Source organism: Methanococcoides seepicolus (assembly GCF_023684405.1).
Classification (GTDB): Archaea; Halobacteriota; Methanosarcinia; order Methanosarcinales; family Methanosarcinaceae; genus Methanococcoides; species Methanococcoides seepicolus.
This window is the reverse complement of the sequence record NZ_JAGSOI010000023.1, coordinates 13,820-36,264: the sequence shown is the minus strand read 5'-3', so window position 1 is coordinate 36,264 and position 22,445 is coordinate 13,820. Positions and strand designations below refer to the sequence as shown.

The 22,445-nt window shown below is 44.1% G+C and carries 25 protein-coding genes; 12 read left to right on the top strand and 13 right to left on the bottom strand.

Annotation, left to right across the window (positions count from 1 at the left end; translation table 11 throughout):
- The 8 genes from KDK67_RS07160 to hcp form a co-directional block, all read right to left on the bottom strand.
- On the bottom strand, positions 1-76 hold a 76-nt coding region (locus KDK67_RS07160; protein ID WP_420846927.1), incomplete at its 3' end, for a transposase-like zinc-binding domain-containing protein.
- Between the two features lie 96 nt (positions 77-172).
- Positions 173-1,609 (bottom strand): methanogenesis marker 14 protein, encoded by a 1,437-nt coding sequence (locus KDK67_RS07155; RefSeq protein ID WP_250868126.1) that lies wholly within the window; start codon positions 1,607-1,609, stop codon positions 173-175.
- A gap of 14 nt (positions 1,610-1,623) precedes the next feature.
- Positions 1,624-2,019, bottom strand: a complete 396-nt coding sequence (gene trxA / locus KDK67_RS07150) for a thioredoxin (protein WP_250868125.1) — start codon at positions 2,017-2,019, stop codon at positions 1,624-1,626.
- A gap of 384 nt (positions 2,020-2,403) precedes the next feature.
- Positions 2,404-2,613, bottom strand: a complete 210-nt coding sequence (locus KDK67_RS07145) for a hypothetical protein (RefSeq protein ID WP_250868124.1) — start codon at positions 2,611-2,613, stop codon at positions 2,404-2,406.
- Positions 2,614-2,668: 55 nt separating this feature from the next.
- The gene (locus KDK67_RS07140) at positions 2,669-2,980 is read right to left on the bottom strand and encodes a hypothetical protein (protein WP_250868123.1); all 312 of its coding nucleotides are present in this window, start codon (positions 2,978-2,980) and stop codon (positions 2,669-2,671) included.
- Positions 2,981-2,993: 13 nt separating this feature from the next.
- The gene (locus KDK67_RS07135; RefSeq protein WP_250868122.1) at positions 2,994-3,977 is read right to left on the bottom strand and encodes a radical SAM protein; all 984 of its coding nucleotides are present in this window, start codon (positions 3,975-3,977) and stop codon (positions 2,994-2,996) included.
- Between the two features lie 90 nt (positions 3,978-4,067).
- Entirely contained in the window at positions 4,068-4,385 is a 318-nt protein-coding gene (locus KDK67_RS07130; RefSeq protein WP_250868121.1) for a hypothetical protein, read from the bottom strand.
- A gap of 161 nt (positions 4,386-4,546) precedes the next feature.
- Complete coding sequence (gene hcp / locus KDK67_RS07125) at positions 4,547-6,235, bottom strand: hydroxylamine reductase (protein ID WP_250868120.1); 1,689 nt, start codon at positions 6,233-6,235, stop codon at positions 4,547-4,549.
- Positions 6,236-6,450: 215 nt separating this feature from the next.
- Here hcp and KDK67_RS07120 point away from each other — a divergent pair, with 215 nt between their 5' ends.
- From KDK67_RS07120 to KDK67_RS07065, 12 genes are all read left to right on the top strand, one after another.
- Complete coding sequence (locus tag KDK67_RS07120) at positions 6,451-7,296, top strand: DMT family transporter (RefSeq protein ID WP_250868119.1); 846 nt, start codon at positions 6,451-6,453, stop codon at positions 7,294-7,296.
- Between the two features lie 218 nt (positions 7,297-7,514).
- The gene (locus KDK67_RS07115) at positions 7,515-7,682 is read left to right on the top strand and encodes a hypothetical protein (RefSeq protein ID WP_250868118.1); all 168 of its coding nucleotides are present in this window, start codon (positions 7,515-7,517) and stop codon (positions 7,680-7,682) included.
- A 44-nt stretch (positions 7,683-7,726) separates the two neighbouring features.
- Positions 7,727-7,867 (top strand): hypothetical protein, encoded by a 141-nt coding sequence (locus KDK67_RS07110; RefSeq protein WP_250868117.1) that lies wholly within the window; start codon positions 7,727-7,729, stop codon positions 7,865-7,867.
- A 461-nt stretch (positions 7,868-8,328) separates the two neighbouring features.
- A complete protein-coding gene (gene gatC / locus KDK67_RS07105; protein ID WP_250868116.1) occupies positions 8,329-8,610 on the top strand; it encodes an Asp-tRNA(Asn)/Glu-tRNA(Gln) amidotransferase subunit GatC in 282 nt (93 codons plus the stop codon).
- A gap of 8 nt (positions 8,611-8,618) precedes the next feature.
- Positions 8,619-10,046 carry an Asp-tRNA(Asn)/Glu-tRNA(Gln) amidotransferase subunit GatA gene (gene gatA / locus KDK67_RS07100; protein WP_250868115.1) on the top strand — a complete coding sequence of 476 codons (1,428 nt, stop codon included), beginning with the start codon at positions 8,619-8,621 and terminating at the stop codon, positions 10,044-10,046.
- Complete coding sequence (gene gatB, locus KDK67_RS07095; RefSeq protein ID WP_250868114.1) at positions 10,047-11,468, top strand: Asp-tRNA(Asn)/Glu-tRNA(Gln) amidotransferase subunit GatB; 1,422 nt, start codon at positions 10,047-10,049, stop codon at positions 11,466-11,468.
- A gap of 524 nt (positions 11,469-11,992) precedes the next feature.
- Entirely contained in the window at positions 11,993-12,142 is a 150-nt protein-coding gene (locus KDK67_RS07090) for a 50S ribosomal protein L40e (protein ID WP_172368401.1), read from the top strand.
- Between the two features lie 8 nt (positions 12,143-12,150).
- Positions 12,151-12,894, top strand: coding sequence for a phosphoglycerol geranylgeranyltransferase (locus KDK67_RS07085; protein ID WP_250868113.1), 744 nt, complete (start codon positions 12,151-12,153; stop codon positions 12,892-12,894).
- A 29-nt stretch (positions 12,895-12,923) separates the two neighbouring features.
- Entirely contained in the window at positions 12,924-14,645 is a 1,722-nt protein-coding gene (locus tag KDK67_RS07080; RefSeq protein ID WP_250868112.1) for an ABC transporter ATP-binding protein, read from the top strand.
- A gap of 107 nt (positions 14,646-14,752) precedes the next feature.
- On the top strand, positions 14,753-15,064 hold the full coding sequence (locus KDK67_RS07075; RefSeq protein WP_250868111.1) for a phasin family protein: 312 nt from the start codon (positions 14,753-14,755) through the stop codon (positions 15,062-15,064).
- 90 nt (positions 15,065-15,154) lie between these two features.
- Positions 15,155-16,834 carry an ABC1 kinase family protein gene (locus KDK67_RS07070; protein ID WP_250868110.1) on the top strand — a complete coding sequence of 560 codons (1,680 nt, stop codon included), beginning with the start codon at positions 15,155-15,157 and terminating at the stop codon, positions 16,832-16,834.
- Positions 16,835-16,945: 111 nt separating this feature from the next.
- Complete coding sequence (locus tag KDK67_RS07065) at positions 16,946-17,920, top strand: DUF128 domain-containing protein (RefSeq protein ID WP_250868109.1); 975 nt, start codon at positions 16,946-16,948, stop codon at positions 17,918-17,920.
- A gap of 6 nt (positions 17,921-17,926) precedes the next feature.
- Here KDK67_RS07065 and KDK67_RS07060 read toward each other — a convergent pair whose 3' ends face one another.
- The 5 genes from KDK67_RS07060 to KDK67_RS07040 all read right to left on the bottom strand — a co-directional run bounded on the left by KDK67_RS07060 (position 17,927) and on the right by KDK67_RS07040 (position 22,414).
- Positions 17,927-18,784, bottom strand: coding sequence for a DUF4435 domain-containing protein (locus KDK67_RS07060; RefSeq protein ID WP_250868108.1), 858 nt, complete (start codon positions 18,782-18,784; stop codon positions 17,927-17,929).
- Positions 18,762-20,117: an AAA family ATPase gene (locus tag KDK67_RS07055; RefSeq protein WP_250868107.1), complete on the bottom strand. Its 1,356-nt coding sequence runs from the start codon at positions 20,115-20,117 to the stop codon at positions 18,762-18,764. The genes KDK67_RS07060 and KDK67_RS07055 overlap by 23 nt, the downstream gene beginning before the upstream one ends.
- A 224-nt stretch (positions 20,118-20,341) precedes the next feature.
- Positions 20,342-20,713, bottom strand: coding sequence for a hypothetical protein (locus tag KDK67_RS07050; RefSeq protein ID WP_250868106.1), 372 nt, complete (start codon positions 20,711-20,713; stop codon positions 20,342-20,344).
- A gap of 249 nt (positions 20,714-20,962) precedes the next feature.
- Positions 20,963-21,136: a hypothetical protein gene (locus tag KDK67_RS07045; RefSeq protein ID WP_250868105.1), complete on the bottom strand. Its 174-nt coding sequence runs from the start codon at positions 21,134-21,136 to the stop codon at positions 20,963-20,965.
- Positions 21,137-21,286: 150 nt separating this feature from the next.
- Positions 21,287-22,414 (bottom strand): isocitrate/isopropylmalate dehydrogenase family protein, encoded by a 1,128-nt coding sequence (locus KDK67_RS07040; RefSeq protein ID WP_250868104.1) that lies wholly within the window; start codon positions 22,412-22,414, stop codon positions 21,287-21,289.
- Between the last annotated feature and the right edge of the window lie 31 nt (positions 22,415-22,445).

The following is a 22,445-nucleotide window of genomic DNA, read 5'->3' as shown; positions in this document are numbered from 1 at the left end:
GGCATTTGTAGCGTTGACGTCCATCGATTTTACCGTTCTTTTTATGATTGGAGCTCTTGCACCTGGGACAGTTCATGCATAAATATAGGTCCTAATAACATAAAAACTCTACTTAAATACCAATGCCAAATAAAAGAATCGCAGACAAACATTTGCATGTCTGTCGTTTCGATCATTTGTTCTGAAGTTTGATCCTATTCCCGAGAATACATCTCCCACCGCGATGCCCTCCGAGTGGATTGAATGTGGTTCCAAGGGAGTTCATACATCTTGCCATGACCGCTGCACCCCTTGCAAGGCCATCATCAACGAAAACAACGTTCTCTTCGATCTTCTCATGAAGGCCGAGCCTGTCAAGATATTTCAGTGCAAGTTTAGACTTGTCGCCACTGATACCGGCTCTTCCGGTGATGCCTATTGTGGTTTCCGGGAAAACGAGTCCTTTTTCCTTTGCGACACTGACAAGTTGGTAGATCACCTGTGCCATTACCTCATCAATGACAGCAAAAAGCACTTTCAGACCAAATTTGTCGTATATCTCTCCGCCTATCCCTGATAATTTATCGAAATCTGAACCGTTCACTCCCACGTCACAGCCGATAAGCACGACATTGATCTCTTTTGCAGCTTTAGGGTTTACCGGTACACTCCCGTAACGGTCCCTATTTTCAGGAACCTTCTCGATTATGATATACTCAAGAGCTTTCTTTGCGTACTCATGTATCTTTTTGCCTTTAAGAAGCAATGTGAGCTTATCCGTATGCACATCCTTGAAAACATCAAGGGCGGTTCCAACTTTCTTATCTACTGAACCGGTTCCTTTTATCATGGCATCCGGGATAGCACCTGCAAATCCACAGAAATTACCAATGGTCTTTGCATAGGGTTCATCAGGGCTGATTATCCTGCCATCGAGGGTCGTACCAAAGTCCATTGACATGCAGGGGTTACGGAAATCCACATCCACCCACTTGGCACCTTCTTTGATGCCCGCGGTCGCAAGTTCGCCCTCCATTTCGTTTGCAACTATTTCTACTCCGGTAGCTCCGGTTGGTGGCAGTACACTAGCGACAGCACCGTCAAAGAACACTTTGTCAAGTTTGCTGTGTTTTCGGAATTTGTCGGGTATGTTATCAATTCCCATTGGTGGTGTCATGTTCTTAGGAGGTACCCCTGCAAGAAGACAGCCATCAGCAAGCGCTTTAATGAACTCTCCTACTTCTTCGGGAGTATCGAACCCGGCAACAACTCCGGTTGAGCGGACAACGAAATTTATATCGGTCTTTATGTCCAGGTTTGCCTTTTTCACTGCCTCTATCAATGTGTTCTTGACAAGTTCTGACACGGACTCACGTGTAAGCTCTATTCCATTGAGAGTTCTGCCAAAAATGGTCTCTCCTTCCTTTGGAGGCCTGACATCCCTTGTCATCTTCACGGTCTTGGTAACAAGATATGTCTTACCTTCATCCATATTGGTAGCTGTGAGTATACACTTCGTAGTGGTGTTACCAACTTCCACAGAAGCAACTATGAAAAATGGTTTTGAGCTTGATTTTAGGTCAAGGAGTCGGACACCGGGATTTTCTGCAATTCTTGGTTTGTGGGACATTATTTCTCTTCCGGTCACTGTATGAATCTGTTAAGGCGTTCAACGAGTTGTTCTTTCTGGAGTGCTCCTACTATCTGGGTAGCAGCTTTTCCGTCTTTAAAGACCAAAAGTGTTGGAATGGCTGTTATATTAAAATTCCTTGCGACCATCCGGTTCTCATCAGTGTTCAATTTCCCGAAAACTATCTTTCCCTGATATTCTCTTGCAAGGGCATCAATAATGGGAATAAGTTTTCTGCAAGGTCCACACCATTCTGCCCAGCAGTCAATTACAGTGATGGGGTACTTTGATATGAACTCATTGAAATCCGCATCCGTAACATGTATGGGTGCATCCGGGAACGCTTTAGCTTCAAGGCCCTTTTTGATCTGTTCCAATCGTTGTTGTCTGATCTTCTCTAAATCATCCATAATGCTCACCTGTATCTTTTCGTGAGGACATAATTTCAATTTTATGATCGTATTGTTACTAAAGTGATCACATTAAATAATGTGTACTCTTGTGTTGGTACAGATTAATGTTACTAAAACATTTAAAGTTTTGGATGGTTTTCCACAAAATACACACAACCGGTCATTGTCATGCATTTAGGTCCTTCCAAAGGTGCTGATCCAGAATCTAGAAGGGTGAATACATGAAAGCTCACTGTGGTAAAAAAGCAAGTATAAAGAACACTTCTTCAAGATGATGTGTACAGCAAAGGGGTCTCAAAATAAAAGAAAGCTGTGGATATCGAGCCAACCCGTGGAAAGATTCACTGTAGGGCCTTTGTCCACCTGATCAAGATAAAATGATCATTTTTTGTAAATATCGATCTGTTTCTGGTGGCTTAAGGTCCTTGTAATGAAGAATGCTACAATTCCTATGGAAACACTTGTCAATAGTACCATTACAAGGTTACCTTCATCCGCAAAATTCAATAAGGTACTGAATAGGTACACTGTTAAGATCAATCCGATTATAACAACGTATGTAGTAGGTCTCTTGTATAATTTTTCGATCATGTTGTTCTTAATGTTTGTAACTTATCGGTATTATATCTTATCGTGTCCTCAAGCATCAGGATGTTCTTCTTTTGAGCACTCCGTTGATGTATTCAATTTTCCGTATTCTCTCAACGGTCATAAGATCGAATATCAGTTCAATGTCTTCGGGATATGAGTCATCTACATACATGGGATGATATGGCTGCAGGTCCTGTTGAGCAACATAGAACATGTTATCCGCAAAAATGACAATGTATCGAAGGTCATACTTCTTAAATGTGCTAACTATGGTCTCCACTGATATTGGAGGTTTTGCAAATTCAAGGTCCTTCTCGGTCATTTCTATGGATGCCTCGAATGTGGCACCATTTTGTTCATTTGTCATGGCACCCTTTAAGTTATTCTTCTACGAGGTCACTGTGTGGATTCAGGTCACAGCCTGTGCATGGAAGGCACATTGTTTTGAAAGTGTCAGCACGGAGTCCGTATTCGTCCAGTACTTCCCGAAGCATCTTTGTAAGCTTGAGCAACCTTTCCTTTGAAGGTCTTTCAATGAACACTTCTCCCTCACGCAATGGATGTTTGCTCGCAGGTCTCAATATGGGTACAACTCCGATTGCAGCCAGCTCACGTATTCCTCTTTCAACACTTTCATCGGTTTCCCCAAGACCGATTAGAAAATTCGCACAGACCTTGTTCTTGCCGAACACTTCCACAGCTTCCCTTAGTGCATCCAGTATCGGCTCAAGGTCCTGGTCCCCGCAGACCTCCCTATAGATCGGTCTGTCCATTGTTTCGACATTATATTTTATTTCGTCCACGCCGGCAGCTTTCAATCTTTTGTTAGAATCCGAGGTTGCATAGATGCAAACACCTATGGGTACGTTGTACTCCTTAACAGCATCAATGACTTCCAGTGCTCTTTCGAGTTCCTTTTCCGCTGATTCGTCCACTCCGGATGTTATCGAAATGGCTTTCATCTTACCGCTGGCATTCGCCTTCCCTATAAGCTCTGTTATCTCTTCTATTGTCTTCACTTTGCCGTTAAGTTTAGGGACCGGACAGAACTTACAATCGTAGATGCACTTCTCTGTCATGTTGATGTATGCCTGGTCAGGGCAGTGAATAAGCTCATCCTCTATCTGCCCTCTTGCAAGTTCTTTTCCATCTTTCAATATGACTATCTCATTTCCTTCTTCAACTGCTTTGAGTGGGGAATCCTTGTTCAAAGCAAGTCTGACCCTCTGGTCGCCTGAACGGAAGAAAAAAGCCGTTTTCCCTGCTCCGGGACCGGCAGTAGGTACTGTTATCTTACCCAGAAGGGATTGTTCTATGTCAAGGCTTCCAATAGCAAGGAGTTCAGCTTTTATTTCAGGTTTCATCGTTGATCGCCATTTTTATGTTTTATGCTTCACTGGCTATTGCCACTGGGATATATCAGTTTTTCGAAAGTTATCGTCAATTGAAGCATTTCACTTTTTGTAGATGTTATATATACTTATTATGAATACGGCAATTCCTACCGCCCAAAAAAGCCCTTTAATGCTCAGGGCGACAAATGTAATGTTCAGGGCAACAACTGTGATCATAAGGCCTGCTATGAATTGGGTGCGTTTGCTGTCCGTAGCAATCTCTATATCCAGTTTTCCGACTTTGATAATATACGCTGTTGTAAAGAAAGCTACTGCTGTTACAAGGTATTGCAGACCATTGTAGTAATTATAGTCTAACAGCACCATTGCAGCTCCGATCATCGTGAACAGTGTGGCTACAATAAGAAGTAGTATCATCAAGTTTTTGTTGTAATTGGTCAAGTTGAACATTTTCTCACTTTAATAAATTGGTCGATGTTAGTATAAAAGAATTAGTGAAACTTTCTGATATGCTATAAAAATAAAAAAGGAAGTAATGGATGGATGAAATGAATGGGATGTGAAAATGAAGAAAAGGCTTAGAGCAGCCTCTTCAGATCCTCTTCAACTGTTGTGTTGGGGGAGATGTTAAAGTTCTCAACGAGGACGTTGAGGACATTCGGGGACACAAATGCAGGCAGTGTAGGTCCAAGGGTTATGTTCTTGACACCGAGGTGGAGCAGTGCAAGCAATACAAGTACTGCTTTTTGTTCGTACCATGCGATGTTGTATGATACCGGCAGGTCGTTTATGTCCTCAAGACCGAAAGCTTCGGCAAGCTTCTGTGCAATGACCACAAGGGAATACGAGTCATTACACTGTCCTGCGTCCAGAACCCTTGGGATCCCATCGATGTCGCCAAGGTTCAGTTTGTTGTAACGGTATTTTGCACAACCTGCTGTCAGTATGACCGCACTTTCAGGAAGGGCTTCTGCAAATTTGGTGTAGTAATCCCTTTCCTTATGCCTTCCGTCACAGCCCGCCATGACAATAAAGCGTGTGATCTTTCCGCCCTTTACAGCTTCGATGACCTTATCTGCCACAGAGAGAACTGCAGCGTGTGCAAATCCTCCGACGATAGTACCGTCTTCAAGCTGTTCAGGGGGCTGGCATGCAATTGCCTGGTCCACGATGGCGGAGAAGTCCTTTGTACCATCCTCTTTAGCATCGATGTGTTTGACCCCATCGAAACCGACTACGCTTGTGGTGTAAACTTTGTTGATGTAACTGGCCTTTGGAGGAACAAGACAGTTGGTTGTCATGAGTATGGGTCCATTGAACTTTTCGAATTCGCTCTTCTGGCTCCACCATGAACCGCCATAGTTTCCGACAAAGTGGTCATATTTCTTGAATGCGGGATAGTAGTTTGCAGGAAGCATCTCGCCGTGGGTATAAACATCGACACCTGTGCCTTCGGTCTGTTTGAGCAACTGCTCCATGTCCTTAAGGTCGTGTCCACTGATGAGGATGCCCGGATTGTCCCTTGTGCCGAGGAAAACTTCCGTTGGTTCAGGATTGCCGTAGGTGGACGTGTTCGCTTTGTCAAGAAGTGCCATGACATTGACACCATATTTGCCACATTCGAGAACAAGTCCCACAAGGTCGTCAACGCTCAGGCTGTCATCAAGGGTTGAAGCAAGTGCCTTTTCAGCGAATTCGGATAGTGTCTCATCGGTGTATCCAAGGACTTCTGCGTGGTGTGCATATGCAGCCAGACCTTTCAGGCCATAGACCAGTAGCTCCCTGAGGGACCTGATGTCTTCGTTCTGGGTGGTAAGAACTCCCACGCTTGCTGTCTTCAATGTTTCAGTATTGATGATCGCAGCTTCCGGGATGGTGAACCTTGTCTCCGGATGGCTTACCCCAAGAGTTGCTTTTACCTTTTCACCAAAGGACAGGTCCTTTGTTTCTCCAAGGTCGATGTTCCTTGTTGTGAGGTTCTTTTTGATGCTTTCTCTCAGTGAGATGCCTTCCGTGATGAACTTATTAAAATCACTTGAACTGAAATTGGTGTTAGTGACAGTTGAGAATAGTCCTTTCATGAGGAAACTATCGACATTTTTGTCTTTGATCCCATTCTCTCTTGCTTTCTGATTATAATATGCGATCCCCTTGAGGACGTATATAAGTTGGTCCTGGAGGTCTGCGACATCCGCTGTCTTTCCACATGCTCCGGCTTTGGTACAGGATTGTCCGTTTATGGTTTCTTCGCATTGATAGCAATACATTTTGTTCTCTCCTTTTTGCTGCATCAGTTAAGTATCATTAGGATATTAACTACATTAATGATACTGCTATATAAAGGACCAGTTTCCTGTTTGATACCTGCTATCAATGAACAATGTACTGGTATCGATTCTTTGTTTTTCGCTTGTGAGAATCTATTTATAGAAATGAGGGAATTTAGCCGGAAAGGCCCGATGCTTTATCAGGAGTTACTAAAATGATCCCCGCTGAATTCCTTGTCATTCTCTTAGGTCTTGCTTCCGCTGCAGCATGGGGTGCGGCTGATTTCGGAGGAGGTTTTGCTTCAAAGCGTACCAGTGAGTACTCTGTTGTAATTCTAATGCAGGCTGTAGGTCTGATACTGCTTCCAATACTGGCCATCGTTTTCTCAGAACAGTTCCCACGGGGTGGTGGTATCTTCTGGGGCTTTGTTGCAGGTGTGGCAGGAAGCCTTGGTCTTGTCTTTTTATACCGTGCCCTTTCGCAGGGAAAGATGGGAGTGGTTGCTCCTGTCTCTGCGATCATCACGGTAGCTTTGCCGGTGATATATGGTGCTATTAAGGAAGGGTTGCCTTCGGTCTATCAGATGGCGGGGTTCATGGTAGCCCTTGTAGCAATGTGGCTGATAAGCAGCAGTGATGACAACGGTGACATAAGAAGGCAGGACATTGTGCTACCTCTGTTGGCAGGGGTAGGTTTTGGTATCTTCTTTATTTCAGTTGATATGTTCAGTGAGGATGCTGTATTCTGGCCTCTTACTGTTGCAAAGTTATCTTCGGTCATAACTATACTGCTGATCTCAATTCTCACAAGATCCCGGGGCATCCCCACTCGTGGAGCCCTTCCGTTGATCATCCTTGCAGGAATATTCGATGCAGGGGGAAATCTTTTCTTTGCACTTGCCTCCCAGATAGGAAGGGTCGATATCGCCACGGTCATTGCATCTCTTTATCCCGGCAGCACTGTGTTGCTTGCATGGATCTTCCTGAAGGAAAGGCTTGCTCTGAAGCAATGGATGGGTGTGGTTCTGGCTCTGGTGGCTATCGTCTTTATCTCTTTGTAATTGTTTGAATATATTGCATGATATGTTATTCTCATAGATAATAATAGTTATCCATTTACAATACTATTTATACTGAGATAGCTAACTTAGTTTTAAGGTTAGTTTGGGGGTCTGTGGATACTTACAAAGCGTAAATCCATATTCCCTGCCTTTTAGGTTTTCCTGTACTGCTTTTAAAAGTAGCTGGGATGAAATTCAGTATTTGGAGGGGTAATACTATGGTTGAGAAATGTGAAAATCTTTTGAACAATGTCTTGCTGTATAGTCCACAAAAGGGAATTGATCCTGCGGTTGTCTTCTCGTCTATAGTGAAAGAGGATGGCAGCGTCAAAAGAAATCGATTGTATCGCATTTATTCCGGGCATGGCTACAATAGGTCCAATTAATGGGGGTATTATAAAATGAGGAGGTTTGAAAAGATGGTGATAACATGGAAGATATGACCTTGCTATATTTACAGCCGGTCGAGAACAGTGATTCTACACTGGCGTTTTCTATAAATATAAGTACAGATGGCAAAATGGACCGCAGTAGTCTTTTTAAAATAGATAAGGTGCAGGATATGCTGTGATCGATATCTTGTTACAACTCATCCTGTGAGACCATCTGTTCGGGAAATTTCCTGAATGGATTTTTTTTATTTCGTCCTTATTTCACAATATCATTATGCTTTTGTTATGCGCCTGCGTCAGAGCAAGTCTGCGTCAAGGGGGCTTTTCGTCCTTATCTTCAACTTCCACAAAAGAAAGTTTAATGGTTCCCCATATGGAATCCACAAGTTCCAGTTTGAAGTTCGATGTTCTCATGGTAAGTACCACCTTTTCTTTCCATTCCTAATTAACAGTCAGTCATGCTACTACTTATATATTATCTAATCAATGATTTGGTGCGCATGCTCATCATATTATAGGCATGACCTGATGGGGCAGTTGGCCCCGTATCAACCCAACATATTAATATTATGTACTTGATTTCTATCAGTCATATTAGAACACACTATGTTTTATTATTCCAATTACTGAGGAATTCCTTATGATCACAAAAGACGAGGTAGAACACGTAGGATGGCTTGCTCGCATCGAGATAGATGATGCAGAGGCAGAAGACTACGCTGTGAAGTTAAGTTCTGTATTGGATTATTTTGGTCAGCTTGACGAAGTGGACACTGACGGTGTCGAACCTACATACCATGTGGCAGATATCATGAACGTATTCAGGGAGGACGTTGTCACACCGTCACTTGACCAGAAAGATGTGCTGACGAACACTGCTGAAGAAAAGGACGGCTATATCAAAGCGCCTAGGATCATTTGAGGTGGAGAATGACTAAATGGTTAAGCATTTCAGATGTTAAAGAGAAAATTGCTGCGACCTCCGCAGAAGAAGTGACCGCTTCATACCTTGAGCTCATCGGAAAAAGTAGTATCAATGGATACACTTGTACCTCTGATGGTGCACTGGATACTGCAAAGATGGTCGATAAAGGTGAAGTCGCTGGTCCTCTTGCCGGGGTTCCTATTGCTATCAAGGATAACATTTCTACAAAAGGGCTTGCAACAACGTGCAGTTCGAAGATACTGGAAGGTTATGTTCCTCCTTATGATGCACATGTTATCGAGAGATTGAAAGAGGCTGGCGCGGTTATCCTAGGCAAGACTAACATGGACGAGTTTGCCATGGGTACATCCACCGAGTCAAGCTGCTATGGTGTCACTCTTAATCCCTGGGACCATGAAAGAGTTCCTGGAGGTTCTTCCGGTGGCAGTGCCGCAGTGGTTGCAGCAGGTGAAGCTCCTATTTCCCTTGGTTCCGATACAGGCGGTTCTGTAAGATGTCCGGCTGCGTTCTGTGGCGTTGTAGGTCTTAAACCGACCTATGGTGCAGTTTCACGTTATGGCCTGATCTCATATGCGAATTCCCTCGAACAGATAGGTCCCATGGCGACCTGTGTGGGGGATATCGCAGCCGTCATGGATGTGATCGGCGGGTATGATGCCCGTGACAGTACTTCCATTGATAAAAAGATCGATCATCAGGCTGCACTGGTCGATGATGTGAAGGGTCTTAAGATCGGTGTGCCGGATGAATATTTCGGCGAAGGCGTTGACAGCGGTACCGAGAAGGCTGTGTGGGATGCGATCAACAAGTACGAGGAAATGGGCGCTTCCTGGGAGAATGTCTCTATGCCGAACACGAAGTATGCACTTGCAGCTTACTATACCATAGCCATGAGCGAAGCTTCATCCAATCTTGCACGTTTCGATGGTACTCGCTACGGTCCGAGGAACGATGGTGAGAACTGGCATGTTATGGCATCAAGGACACGCGCAGAGAACTTTGGCAAAGAAGTGCAGCGCAGGATCCTTCTTGGAACGTATGCGTTGTCTGCAGGATATCAGGATAAGTATTACCTTAAGGCACTGCAAGTGCGAACCCTCGTAAAGCAGGACTTTGAAAGGGCATTTGCAAATTTCGATGTTCTAATGGCTCCTACGATGCCGTTGCCTGCATTCAAGATCGGTGAGAAGGTGGAGGACCCATTGTCCCAATACCTGACCGATGTGAACACTGTTCCGATGAACCTTGCCGGAGTTCCGTGTATCTCGGTTCCATGTGGTTCTTCTGATGGTCTGCCTGTAGGTTTACAGATCATAGGAAATCATTTCGATGAAGCAACCCTTATTCGTGCGGCATATTCTTTCGAGAAGAATACCGATCATAATAAAGCAAGACCTGGGGAGGTGGCTTAAATGGTATATGAGAATCCGGATGGCGTTATGGTAGGGCTGGAGGTCCACGTTCAGTTGAACAATCTCAATACCAAGATGTTCTGTGGTTGTTCCACGCAATATCATGATGCTGAGCCGAACACCCATGTCTGTCCGGTCTGTATGGGGCTTCCCGGGGCACTTCCTGTTATCAACAAGAGAGCGGTTGAATCTGCTATTAAGATAGGGATGGCCCTTAACTGCGAAGTTGTGGAGCAGACCCAGTTCCACAGGAAGAACTATTACTACCCTGACCTTCCAAAAGGTTTCCAGACGACCCAGTACGATTTCCCTATAGTCGGGAACGGCAAGGTCGTTATCGAGGGTGAGGATGGGGAGCATGTGGTGAGGATCACACGTGCACATATGGAGGAAGACCCGGGTAAGCTCATTCACATGGGCAGTATTGAGAAATCGAAGGGAACCCTTATTGATTATAATCGTTCAGGAATGGCCCTTATAGAGATCGTTTCAGAGCCGGATATGAGAAGTCCTAAAGAGGCACGCAGATACCTCGATAAGTTGAGAAATATCCTTGATTACCTTGATGTGTTCAATGGCGACCTCGAAGGTTCCATGAGGGTGGATGCCAATGTTTCTGTCATGGGTGGCCAGAGGGCAGAGGTCAAGAACATCTCATCCCATAAGGGTGCAGAACGTGCTATCCTCTACGAGATCATGCGCCAGAAGAATCTTTTGAGAAGGGGTGGCGAGGTCGTAATGGAAACCCGTCACTTCGATGAGGCAAGGGGAGTTACTATCTCCATGAGGACCAAGGAAGGCGAACATGACTATCGCTATTTCCCTGAACCTGACCTCGTTCCTATGAGGGTTTCTGACTGGGCTCCTGCTATCCGCGAGGAGCTGCCTGAACTGCCTGATGCAAAACGTGCCAGGCTGATCTCAGAGTACGATATTACCGAGATGCACGCAAAGGCACTGACATCTGATATTCGTGTGGCGGATTTCTATGAGGTGGTTGCAGCGGCGATAGACCCTCGTGTGGCAGGTACCTGGGTTGCAGATGTGCTCAAGGGTGAGCTGAACTACAGGGACCTGAGTGTCGATTCGTTCACAACTGACGATATCATTGAGATCATCAAGCTTGTGGGCGAGGATAAGGTCACAGAGCAGAGCGCAGTTGATGTCATAAGGACTATCCTTGATAATGGCGGCACTCCAATGGAGGTCGTTACTGAAAAAGGTCTCCTTAAGGTGAAAGGCGATGTCGTAACAGAGGCCGTTTCTGAAACGATTGCGGAGAACGAAGCTGCTGTTCAGGATTATCTTGGTGGGGCGGAAAAATCCCTCAATTTCCTTGTTGGGCAGGTCATGAAAAAGACGAAAGGACGTGCAGATGCACGTCAGGCACGCGAGTTACTTGTTGAGGCACTCAAAGATTAAGACTATGTGGTCTTTCCTTCTCTTTTTCCCCCTTCTTTCTTTTTTTGATCAAATTTTAATTATTTTATCTCAACAGTTAATAACAATGTAAAATATATTTGTACATTCTGTAAATTTGGAGTAAGTATTAATATGATGGAGTCAGACTTAATATTACCATATCCTTAATGATATGGTGAGGCAGTAGATCAGATGGTGATGTGCGTATTGGATGTAAGATCCCATAACCATACAAGGTATCACCGCAATCGCTTTCAGAGTGGCTTTGGGGAGTCGTCTATTGGGGAAGTCGCTTTCACTCCGGTCTGCCGGAGTCTGGTCGCTGCCATTCATCTCCTTTTTTGCTCTTTATTATTGTTGCATTTAGTTGAGATCGTCTATAATCTGTTTTAAGGATGCGCTTTGTCTATCCCAAAACAGTTATATGTTTTGAAATGTATGTAGCCAGCCGGTATACTTATGTATATCAAATTCAAGCTAACATATTATCATACATATTCAATAATACTAATCAAGGTGAGAACATGGCAAGATTCCCAGAAGCAGAAGAAAGGATCCTCAATAAGAAGATCTGTATGAAGTGCAGTGCCCGCAATGCTGTTAGGGCAACAAGATGCAGAAAGTGCGGTTACAAAAATCTACGTGTAAAATCCAAGGAAGTCAGAAGAGGCTGATCCTAACTATGCAAGTGGAAGAGTACCTCAACGATATCGCAGAACGCGAAGGTACAGTTCACTTAACGCTTATCGATCCAGCATCACAATCTCCGGAAGCCGCTGCAGAGATTGCAAAAGCGGCTGTAGCTGGAGGTACAGATGCCATACTGATCGGTGGCTCTACAGGAGCCGGTGGCGTAGCATTGGATCAGACACTGATCAAAATAAAGGAAGAGGTAGATGTTCCTACTATTCTTTTTCCGGGTAATGCCGGCGGCGTGAGCACTCATGCCGATGCTATCTTTTTTATGAGCCTTCTTAATTCACGTGATATCAATTATATCACAACGAATCAGGTGATGGGCGCCCCTATTGTTTATAAATCTGGAATAGAGCCTATTTCCATGGCCTACATAATAACCGAGCCCGGTGGTACCGTTGGCTGGGTAGGCGATGCGAAACTCATTCCACGCAACAAACCAGAGCTCGCAGCTGCTTATTCTCTTGCAGGCAAATATCTGGGGATGCATTACACTTATCTTGAAGCGGGTTCAGGTGCAGACCAACCGATCACTCCTGAAACCATAGGTGCGGTAAAACACGTTCTTGGTGACAACAAACTTATCGTTGGTGGCGGTATCCGTGACGGCAGAACAGCAAAGATATGTGCTGATGCCGGTGCCGATATGATCGTAACCGGTACTATTGTCGAAGAGACGGACGATGTCAAGAAAAAGATAGAAGAAATTGTTTCTGCTATCAAGAAATGATCTCCTGAATTCTAACGGGGTTTTCACTCATGCTCAGAGTTTCTGATATTGTAAAGAATTATGAAGTTGGCGAAAACAAACTCTGCATCCTTAACGGAATAAGTTTTGATGTGGCAGATGGCGAGATCCTTGGCATAACAGGAAAGAGCGGCAGTGGAAAGACCACTCTCCTCAAGATATTGAGGGGGGCCGAACCATTCGACAGTGGTAGCATTGAAATTGATGGTTCTGTAATAACTGAACTTTCGGGCGCAGAAGGGATAAAATTACTCGGAAGAAGTACAGCTATTCATTTTCAGCGCAATTTTGGATTATGGGCGGGCCCTGCCATTGAAAATATAATCCGCAGGCTGAATGTCCAATATGAAGGCTATGAAGGCATGCCGGAACCGGATGCACCTTTTTACGATGAACTGTATGAGAGGGCGATGGCATACTTAAGGCTGGTAGGCCTTGACCATAAAGCCCTTCATTCCTCAAGTCTGCTAAGTGGCGGCGAAAAACAGCGTTTGATAATTGCCCGTCAGCTTGCGGCACAGCCTCGTCTTCTGTTACTGGATGAACCTGTCACCATGACAGGACCAGATACCAAACAGGAGATCATGGATGTTATTCTTCAGCTTAAGGACAGGCTGAACATTCCTATTATCGTAGTCTCACATCTTCCGGAAGTACATGCTTATCTTGCAGACCGGGTCATATACATCGAAGATGGTAAGGTCGTTGCTGATGGGAAACCGGCCACTGTGCTAAAGAACTTCTTAAAGGACCTTTCTCCAAAGGAAATGCTCTCTGAATTGTCTGAGAAGAGTCCCTGCATAAAAGCAGAGAACATCTCTAAAAGACTGGTCCTGATGCGTGTGGGTGAGGTCCTTAACATAAAAGACCAATCACTTGCGATAAATAAAGGCGAGATCGTAAGTTTCATCGGTTCTTCCGGTGCAGGCAAAACTACATTTTTGAAAATAATGGAAGGCCTGAAAGAGCCAAAGGAAGGCTCAGTTTCCTACTTGCATGAAGATGAGTGGGTTAACATATCCAGTTTTACCAGACAGCGTCTGGAACTTTGGAAAAAGATCAGTATAATGCATCAGGAATTCTCACTTTCTCCGCATTCCACAGTACGCCAGCAGATTGGTTTCAGACTAAGCATGAAGATGCATGGTGCACTTGAGTTTGCACGTCAAAAAGCCGCAGAGATGGGTATCTCCGATGAGATGCTTGATAAGATCTACATCCTTCCAGACATGGGTGAGATTGAAAGAACGAATACATTGAATAGTATGCGTCTTTCAATGGATGTTTATTCCAAATTGTTCCCTGTTATACCAAACACTGATGTTGATAAATATGCAGTTCCGGTATTTGAAGCCCTTGACCTTCCACTGGATATTCTTGACAAGACCCCTTACCAGATAAGTGGCGGTGAACATGTAAGAGCTTACATTGCCCTTGCTCTTGCAACAGAACCCGAGTTCCTCATGCTCGATGAGCCTTTTGGAGACCTTGATCCTGTGACATTAAGGGATGTGACAAACTCCCTGAAAAGAATAAACGCACGTTTTGGAACTACCATCGTACTTGTCAGTCATCACATGGACTTTGTCAAAGAAGTGGCACACCGTGCAGTGCTTTTTGAAAATGGCTCGATCATTATGGATGGCGATGCGAGGGATGTTTGCGGGAAGTTCATTGAGATGTGTGGTGCAACCTATCTTGAGAACACCCTTGAAAGTATTGCAGAACAATAACGTTCCTTTTATTGCTTTGAGCATCCTTTCTTCCTTTCTCTCTTTTTGTTTATTAACAAACTATATATCATAAAAAAGTTAAACTCTATACGGGAGGTTATAATTTGATGATCGATAGCATAAAGAAATTGGGACTTTTTGGTTTAGGGATGTACGCTATTACTCAAGAGAAGGTCGATGAGCTTGTAAAGAACCTTGTTGAGGAGGGGGAGTTTAACAAGGAAGAAGGTAAGAAGTTCGTAGAGGATCTGATCGAAAAGCAAAAACAACAGCAGAAAGACTTCGAAGATGCGGTTTCTGAAAAGGTGCAGGATATCTTTGGTAAGTCCGACCTTGCTACAAAAGAAGAGATCGATGCTCTCCATAAGAAGATCGAAGATCTTGAAACCCTGTTAAAGGAAAAGGTGAAAGACGAATAAATTCGTCTTCACTCATTTAATTACTTTTTAATACATTAGCAACTTCGCAGTAGGTTACCATATAGAATCTGATAGCAGGCCGGATCGCGAATGCCCACCAAACTGGTACGCAGGTATTCCATGGTAAAACGCTATGGGATCATCATTGATACCCTGATAAAGTATGGGTTCGGTTATTTTGTAGACCAGATGGGCATCAGGTCCCTTGGTTCTTTCAGTTCGAGATTCAAAGGTCGCTTCGCTCCTCCTCCTCGTCCGTGTTCCGGGCCTGAAAGAGTACGTAAAGTACTGGAAGAACTCGGTCCTACCTATGTAAAATTCGGTCAGCTCATGAGCATGCGTCAGGACCTTATTCCTAAGGAGTATGCTGAGGAATTTGCTAAACTCCAGAACGAAGTGCCGCCTTTTAGTTTTGATGAGGTCGAAAGGGTCGTCGAAGAAGAATTTGGTAAAAAGATCGAGGACATTTTTCTTTCATTTGACAGTAGTTCTATTGCTGCGGCTTCCATCGGTCAGGTTCACCGTGCTAAACTCCTTGATGGGACGGAGGTCGTTGTTAAGGTCCAAAGACCGGGTATCCGTAAGGTCATAAGGTCTGACCTTGACATCCTTTACAGCATGGCGGGTTTTGCAGAAGAACATGTGGAAGAAGCGAAACTTTACAGTCCTGTGGAAGTTGTAGATGAGGTCTACCACTCCATACATGCTGAAATGGACTATACGCAGGAAGCCCGGAACATTGAACGTTTCCGCAGAAATTTTGAGAATGATCCTGACATTGTAATTCCAAATGTCTATTGGGAATACAGCACTCGTCGTGTGCTCACAATGGAGTATATCGATGGTGTCAAATGTGACAATTTCAAGACCCTCGAAGAAATGGGTCTGGACCGTTACAAGATAGCGGAGAACGGAACCAAGGCTTTCATGAAACAGATATTCGAGGATGGCTTCTTCCATGCGGACATGCATTCTGGGAATGTTCTTATACTGGAAGATGGCCGTATATGTCTCCTTGATTTTGGAATGGTGGGCAGTATATCCAATGAGGTGAAGAACCTCCTTGTAGACGCTCTTCTTGCCATTACGAGGGAGGATGTTACACAATATCTTGAAGTTATGAGGGACTTTGGAATGGTTCCGGACGAACTGGACATCCATTCCTTTAAGATAGAATACGGTTATATCCTGAGCAAATATTATGGAAGGTCCTTAAAACAACTTGACACTCCTGAAATGATCGCTGAAATGATGACCCTGCTGCGAAAATTCAGGATCCGTATCCCTCCAAATATTGCATTGCTCTTTAAAGGTGTGATGACGGTCAGCGGTTTCGCATTACAGATGGTACCTGATTTCAATGTGACCGTTGTTGCTGAACCTTACGCGAAGGCGATCATGCGGAATCGTCTGAAACCAAAGCAGATGGCAGAATCGCTTTACAGTGATCTCTGGCAGACGGCAAGGATGTTGCATAAAGCGCCATTACAGATATCTCATATACTTGCAACAGCAGAAAAAGGATATCTCAATCTCAAATTCGATCCTCATGAGATGGATCGTATAGTTGCGGAAATAAGTTCCTCGAGCAATCGCCTTGCATTCAGTTTCATCATATCTGCCATTATCGTCGGTTCCTCCCTTATTATTCAGACCGGGATGGAACCATATATTTGGGGTGTTCCTTTTTTTGGCTTAATGGGATTTTCAGTGGCCGCTTTTATGGGCATATGGCTTATGATTTATATACTAAAAACAGGAAAGATATAACCGGCAATAGTTAATTTTAAGTTGATGTCCGGTATATACCCGTTGCTTTAATTAAATGAGCAATGCCAATGGAAATTGCTGTGAGCTATAATCCACATCAGGTGCCTATAAATGACCGATCCACAGATTCAGCGTAAATTAATTGAGATCATGCGTGTTATCAGCGAAAGCGATAAACCCATAGGCGCAAGGAACATTGCCGATGAGCTTCAAAGCCGTGGTTATAATTTAGGCGAACGTGCCGTACGCTATCATTTAAGGATACTTGATGAAAGGGGATTTACTGAAAAACACGGTTACAGCGGGCGTACTATCACCACTTTCGGCAGGAAAGAACTCGATGATGCTCTTATAGGTGACCGCTTGGGCTTTGTTATCACAAAGATCGAAGAGCTCATCTATAATACCGATTACGACCCCCTTTCCAAAGAAGGCAACGTGATAGTCAACCTTTCTACTCTCGACAAGGACGACTTCGATAATGCCCTCGATGTCATGAAATATGCTGCATCAGGTGGCATGTGCATAAGTCCTAATATTAAGATCTTCGAAGAGGATTCGGATTCCGGGGTATATGTGCCTGAAGGCAGTGTGGGTATAGCAACGGTTTGCAGTATTACATATGACGGTGTGCTTCTCAGAAACGGCATTCCTGTGAAACCGGCATATGGCGGCATATTGGAAATGGAGCATAACGATCCCGTACAATTCAGGGACCTGATCTCGTATTCCGGTACTTCCATTGATCCGGTAAAGATATTCATGATAAGACATGCAACTTCAGTTCTGGACGTGCTTGATACGGGCAACGGTCGCATCCTTGCCAACATACGCACAATTCCATCTTCCGCAGTTGAAAAAGCAAAGGATGTCTTACATCAGCTCGAGGCTTCCGGCATAGGCAATGTAATGAACATTGGCTCTTCAGCTTATGATCTATGTGGTGCTCCGGTGGAAGAGGGGTTATCCGGTATCCTTGTGGGCGTTGGAGTGAACATGATCTCTGCTGTAGAGGAGGCAGGAATTCTGGTCTCAACAAGCCCTGTCTCAAAAGTGCTGGATTACAAGAAGATGTCAAAGCTCTGATGTTGGTCAAGCTTCACTGAGGACGATGTAAGGTACATTCTCTTCTTCCCAATTCAGTATCGAGCTATATAGCTCGGTCTTCTTGAACATTGTTATATCATAGGCAAGCCGCAGGCTTCTGTCTATTATTCCTTCGTTAGTATGATGTGCATCCAAATTGCCAAAGATCTCACGTAGTCCGAATGCCAGTATCTCTACAACATCGTGGCCGGAACATATCTGCCAGGGGTCGTGATCCTCATCAAGCATTTTCATGATCTTTTTGCGTATGACTCTTTCGTTCAGGGAATGTCCGTGTGAGTTGACCTTCACCTCTCGTATGAGACGTTTGATGTTTATCGATAGTGGCTGTACTTCCATGAAATGATCAAAATCTATGTCCTTGAACCTGAGTGACAGTTTATCTTTGCCAGAGGAGGAAAGCCATCTGAAAAGTCCCAATGGCATTGCTGTATAGAGCAAGAGTTGTCTTATGGGCATATGAAGCGCTTCAACTTTGTACGGTGATGTGAATTCTTCAAGAAGACGATTCAGTGCTTCTGATGCAATAAGCATTGTCTCAAGATCATGGGTGTCGGTGACAAGTACATTATCATTCTTGTTCCTTATTCCGTCAGCCCGCCAGAAATCAGCATCTACGATGGTCAGAACACCTTCCATCTTTGAACGTTTAAGGATCTGTATGACCTTGATAGCATTCTCCTTGCCATTGGCGGGGATGACCTTGCATCTTTTATCATCCACAAATCGCTGGTAGAGCCTCATGTCGGTGCTGCCTTCGATTATCAATACACTACCCCTGAACTGGGTTCGCATCATTCGAACGTTGTTCGCGATATCGTCAGCTGTCAAGTATCTCTTCATTATCGCGTCCTCTAAGCTCAACGGTAAGGTCCCAGCGGTCATGAATTATCTGTGGCGAATGTGTGGCTATCAGGACATCAAAACCTGCGAGCTGGGTTATTGCCTGTAAGTCTCTTAGGAACTGTTGTTGCCATAGGACATGTAGTGATATTTCGGGTTCATCAATAAGTATCAAAGCTTCAGGTTCTACATGGAACAACAGCTCGTAGAACAGTACCAGTTCCTGCTGTTCTCCGGATGAGAGCTTGGTCGGTGAAAGGGGCATGTTTTCTGCCGTTGTAAAAACAAAACCATTTTTTTTGCTGACCGAGAGCTTCTTGTAAAGGAATCGGCAATTGATTATTTTTATAAGAAGGTCTATCCTTTGAGTAAGATCATTGAATACGCTGAGCTTTTGTTTGACATCTTCTATGTAAAGCTGGAGAAAATTCCTGTTGCTATCATCGATATCTGTGATCTCTTCAATGTCGAGACCGCCTTCTGCCTCAATAAATCCTGCCTCGATCAGTTGTTTTCTTTTATCTTCCAGTTCGGTAAGTTCGACCTTTAGTTCTTCTATGGATATATCCAACTGTTTACTGTCCGTCTTTAGTAGTCTCGAAGGGAATGTACGATCAAGGGATTGCGAAAGTGCTGCATATTCTGCAAGTTTCTTCTGCATGGAGGCTGCAAGTTCATCGGAATAGCTTATCACGGAAGGTATGACGGAGGTCCTTCTTTCTGTCTCTACGGATTGGGAGAACGAAATACTCAGCAGTCGTTGTGTCTTAATGAAACAGATGTTGATGGAAGCCAGCACTTCCCTGAGCCATGCAGGTTCGTCCTTTCTCTTTTGTGGGAGCTTGTCACTGAAAAGGCTCATGACCTCCTCGGATGTGAGCTTTTCCTGCGTGGTAAAATGGACCCAGGTGTTATCATCTATCTTCTCAAGCTCAGGTATCATGTGCTCGACCTTAGGTGTCGAGAAAACTTCTTCAATATCAATGGGTTTGACCGTGTAACGGACCTTCTTCTTTGTGGGTTTGAGCCATTCGAATGCCAGCTCACGATAACTACTGTTTTCGGCGTTGATGGGGCTAAGTTCATCCAGATGCAGTTTCTTTCTTACTAAAAGTCTGCTCCGGTCACTGAATTCTATCTCGAGCCTGCTGAAAGGAATGCGGTAAAGCTCATAATAGTTAGAACGGAACAGCGAGTTCAATATCTTAAGTAGGACAGTCTTACCAATACCGTTCGGGCCGTGAAGAATGGTGATATGTTCTTCTATGTTCAACGGAACATCATGGTCGAACGTTCCAAATAGGTTCTTAACAACGATCCTCTTTATCTTCATGAAGGCTCCCCAAAGTATCTCTCAAAACAAATATGATACTACAACATTAGTCCCGATGATTAATAATATCTCGTTTTTGTTGTATATAGTTTGCTTTAATGTGGGCTTTGCCCGAAAAATCAATATGGCCGATAATTCGGTAATTTGACTAGAAATTCGTGTATTTGACCGAAAATTATATTGAATTATCTGATACATTTTTCAGGCAGATCTAGTTAAGATAATTATACAACTGCAGCTACTTCCACAGAGATTGGAGTTACGTTTCCCGTATAATCTTCATAATATAGCCTTATATTGACCATTGTATGTGGATGTGGTAATTCTGCACTATATGTTCCCATGGTTTTGTTATCCACAGTGACATTAAACGTAAACTCGCCTTTTGATAGTGGTAATCTTAATCTCAAAGGTCTTTTTCGGGAGATGTCGCTCTTAGGTCCTAATTCATAAGTTTCTGTTATTATGGAAATGTTGCGCGAATCTAATACGTCGATAACTACAGAGTGGTCATTTACATCATGGTTGTGGACTACAAAAAAAGGAGAAGCAGGTCCAGAGACTATAAATGGCATGAACAGGATGGCTGCAGTCAACAAAATGAATGTGCCAAATACTGTTACAAGAATTATTTTGTCTTTTGTTTCGATAATCTCACATCCGTCTCAGCTATATTCTGAGTTATTCTTTATACCTAAATTTGATGATATTGTTATTTTTCCCAAAAGTCTATATGAACGAAAAATCAATTTGTCCGAATATTCACGATTTTGACTGGAAAATGGTGTCGTTGGCCGATAAATAGCCTATTTTTTGGACAAAGCGTTTAATGTGGAGAACATTGGTCACGGATAAAAATAGCCAATAGTTGCAGCGATGGTTGCACCAATTGCGATCAAAAATGCAGGTTTGATCGCTGATTTCCATTGGCGTTCTTCACTCATGAGATAGGCTATAGGGATTCCCATTACGAATGTGATAAGTCCCCAGACGAGGGGATGTAAGGTTGAATATGACATACTATCAAAATGAGTGTTATATATTAAAAATTTACCGAAGAACGTTGTTTTGGCAAAATATCTTCATTTCTACCATATGATCATAAAAAACGAAAGTTCCTTCACGCCGATCCTAGTGTGAAGGCAAAAATGAAAAAGTGAGATGCTATGTTACATCTCGAGCAGAATTCTTGCGATGTCGCTACCAACATCGGTGGTAGTGTTTGAGCCGCCCATATCGTAGGTCTGGACCTTTGCTTCGAGAATGTTCTTCTCGATAGCTGAGACGATGGCATCTGCTGCTTCTTTCTCACCGAGCTGTTCAATAAGCATTGAACCTGCCCAAATGGTTGCGATAGGATTGACCTTGTTCTGTCCCTTGTACTTTGGTGCTGAACCGTGGATAGGCTCGAACATGCTGGTACCGTTAGGGTTGATGTTCCCGCCAGGTGCGAGTCCGAGACCACCCTGTACCATTGCGCCAAGGTCAGTGATGATGTCACCGAACATGTTAGGTGTGACCACGATATCGAACCATTCAGGGTTCTTGACGAACCACATTGTGATAGCGTCGACATAGTTGAAGTCTGTCTTAACATCAGGGTGCTTAGCTGCTATTGTGTTGAACTCCTCTCTCCAGAATCCGTAGATGTCTGAAAGGACGTTCGCCTTGTCAACGGATGAAACGTGCTTGTCGCTCTTCTCAGCAAGGTCGAAGGAGTAGTCGATGACTCTCTGGGTACCTTCCTTTGAGATCATGCCTATCTGGTATGCGATCTCTTCGCTGTCGGTCTCAATGTCGAGTCCGAACCTTGCAGAGTACAGTGTCCTTGAGACCTCGAGCACGTCCTTGCTAACTCCGGTCTTTGCACGTCCGCCAATGCCGATGTAGAAATCCTCGGTGTTTTCCCTTACAACAGTGAAGTCGATGTCTGCTGGGGTCTTGTCTTTAAGCGGGCACCAGACGCCTTCCAGAAGCTTGATAGGCCGCAGGTTGATGTACTGGTCGAAGTAGAACCTTGCAGCTAGCAGGATGCCTTTCTCAAGCACACCTGGTGCTATCCTGTCGTCCCCTATGGAACCAAGGTAGATCGCATCATATGCTGAAAGCTCTTTGAGCGTATCTTCGGAGATCAGTTCTCCTGTCTCAAGGTAGTGGTCAGCACCCTGGGGGTACTCTATCCAGTCAACATCGAATCCAAATTTCTCTCCAGCTGCATCGATTACCTTCTTACCCTCGGTAATGATCTCAGGGCCTATACCGTCACCCGGCAGGACCGGAATTTTATATTGTGCCATATTTTTCCTCCTTATTAATTATGTGAAATCT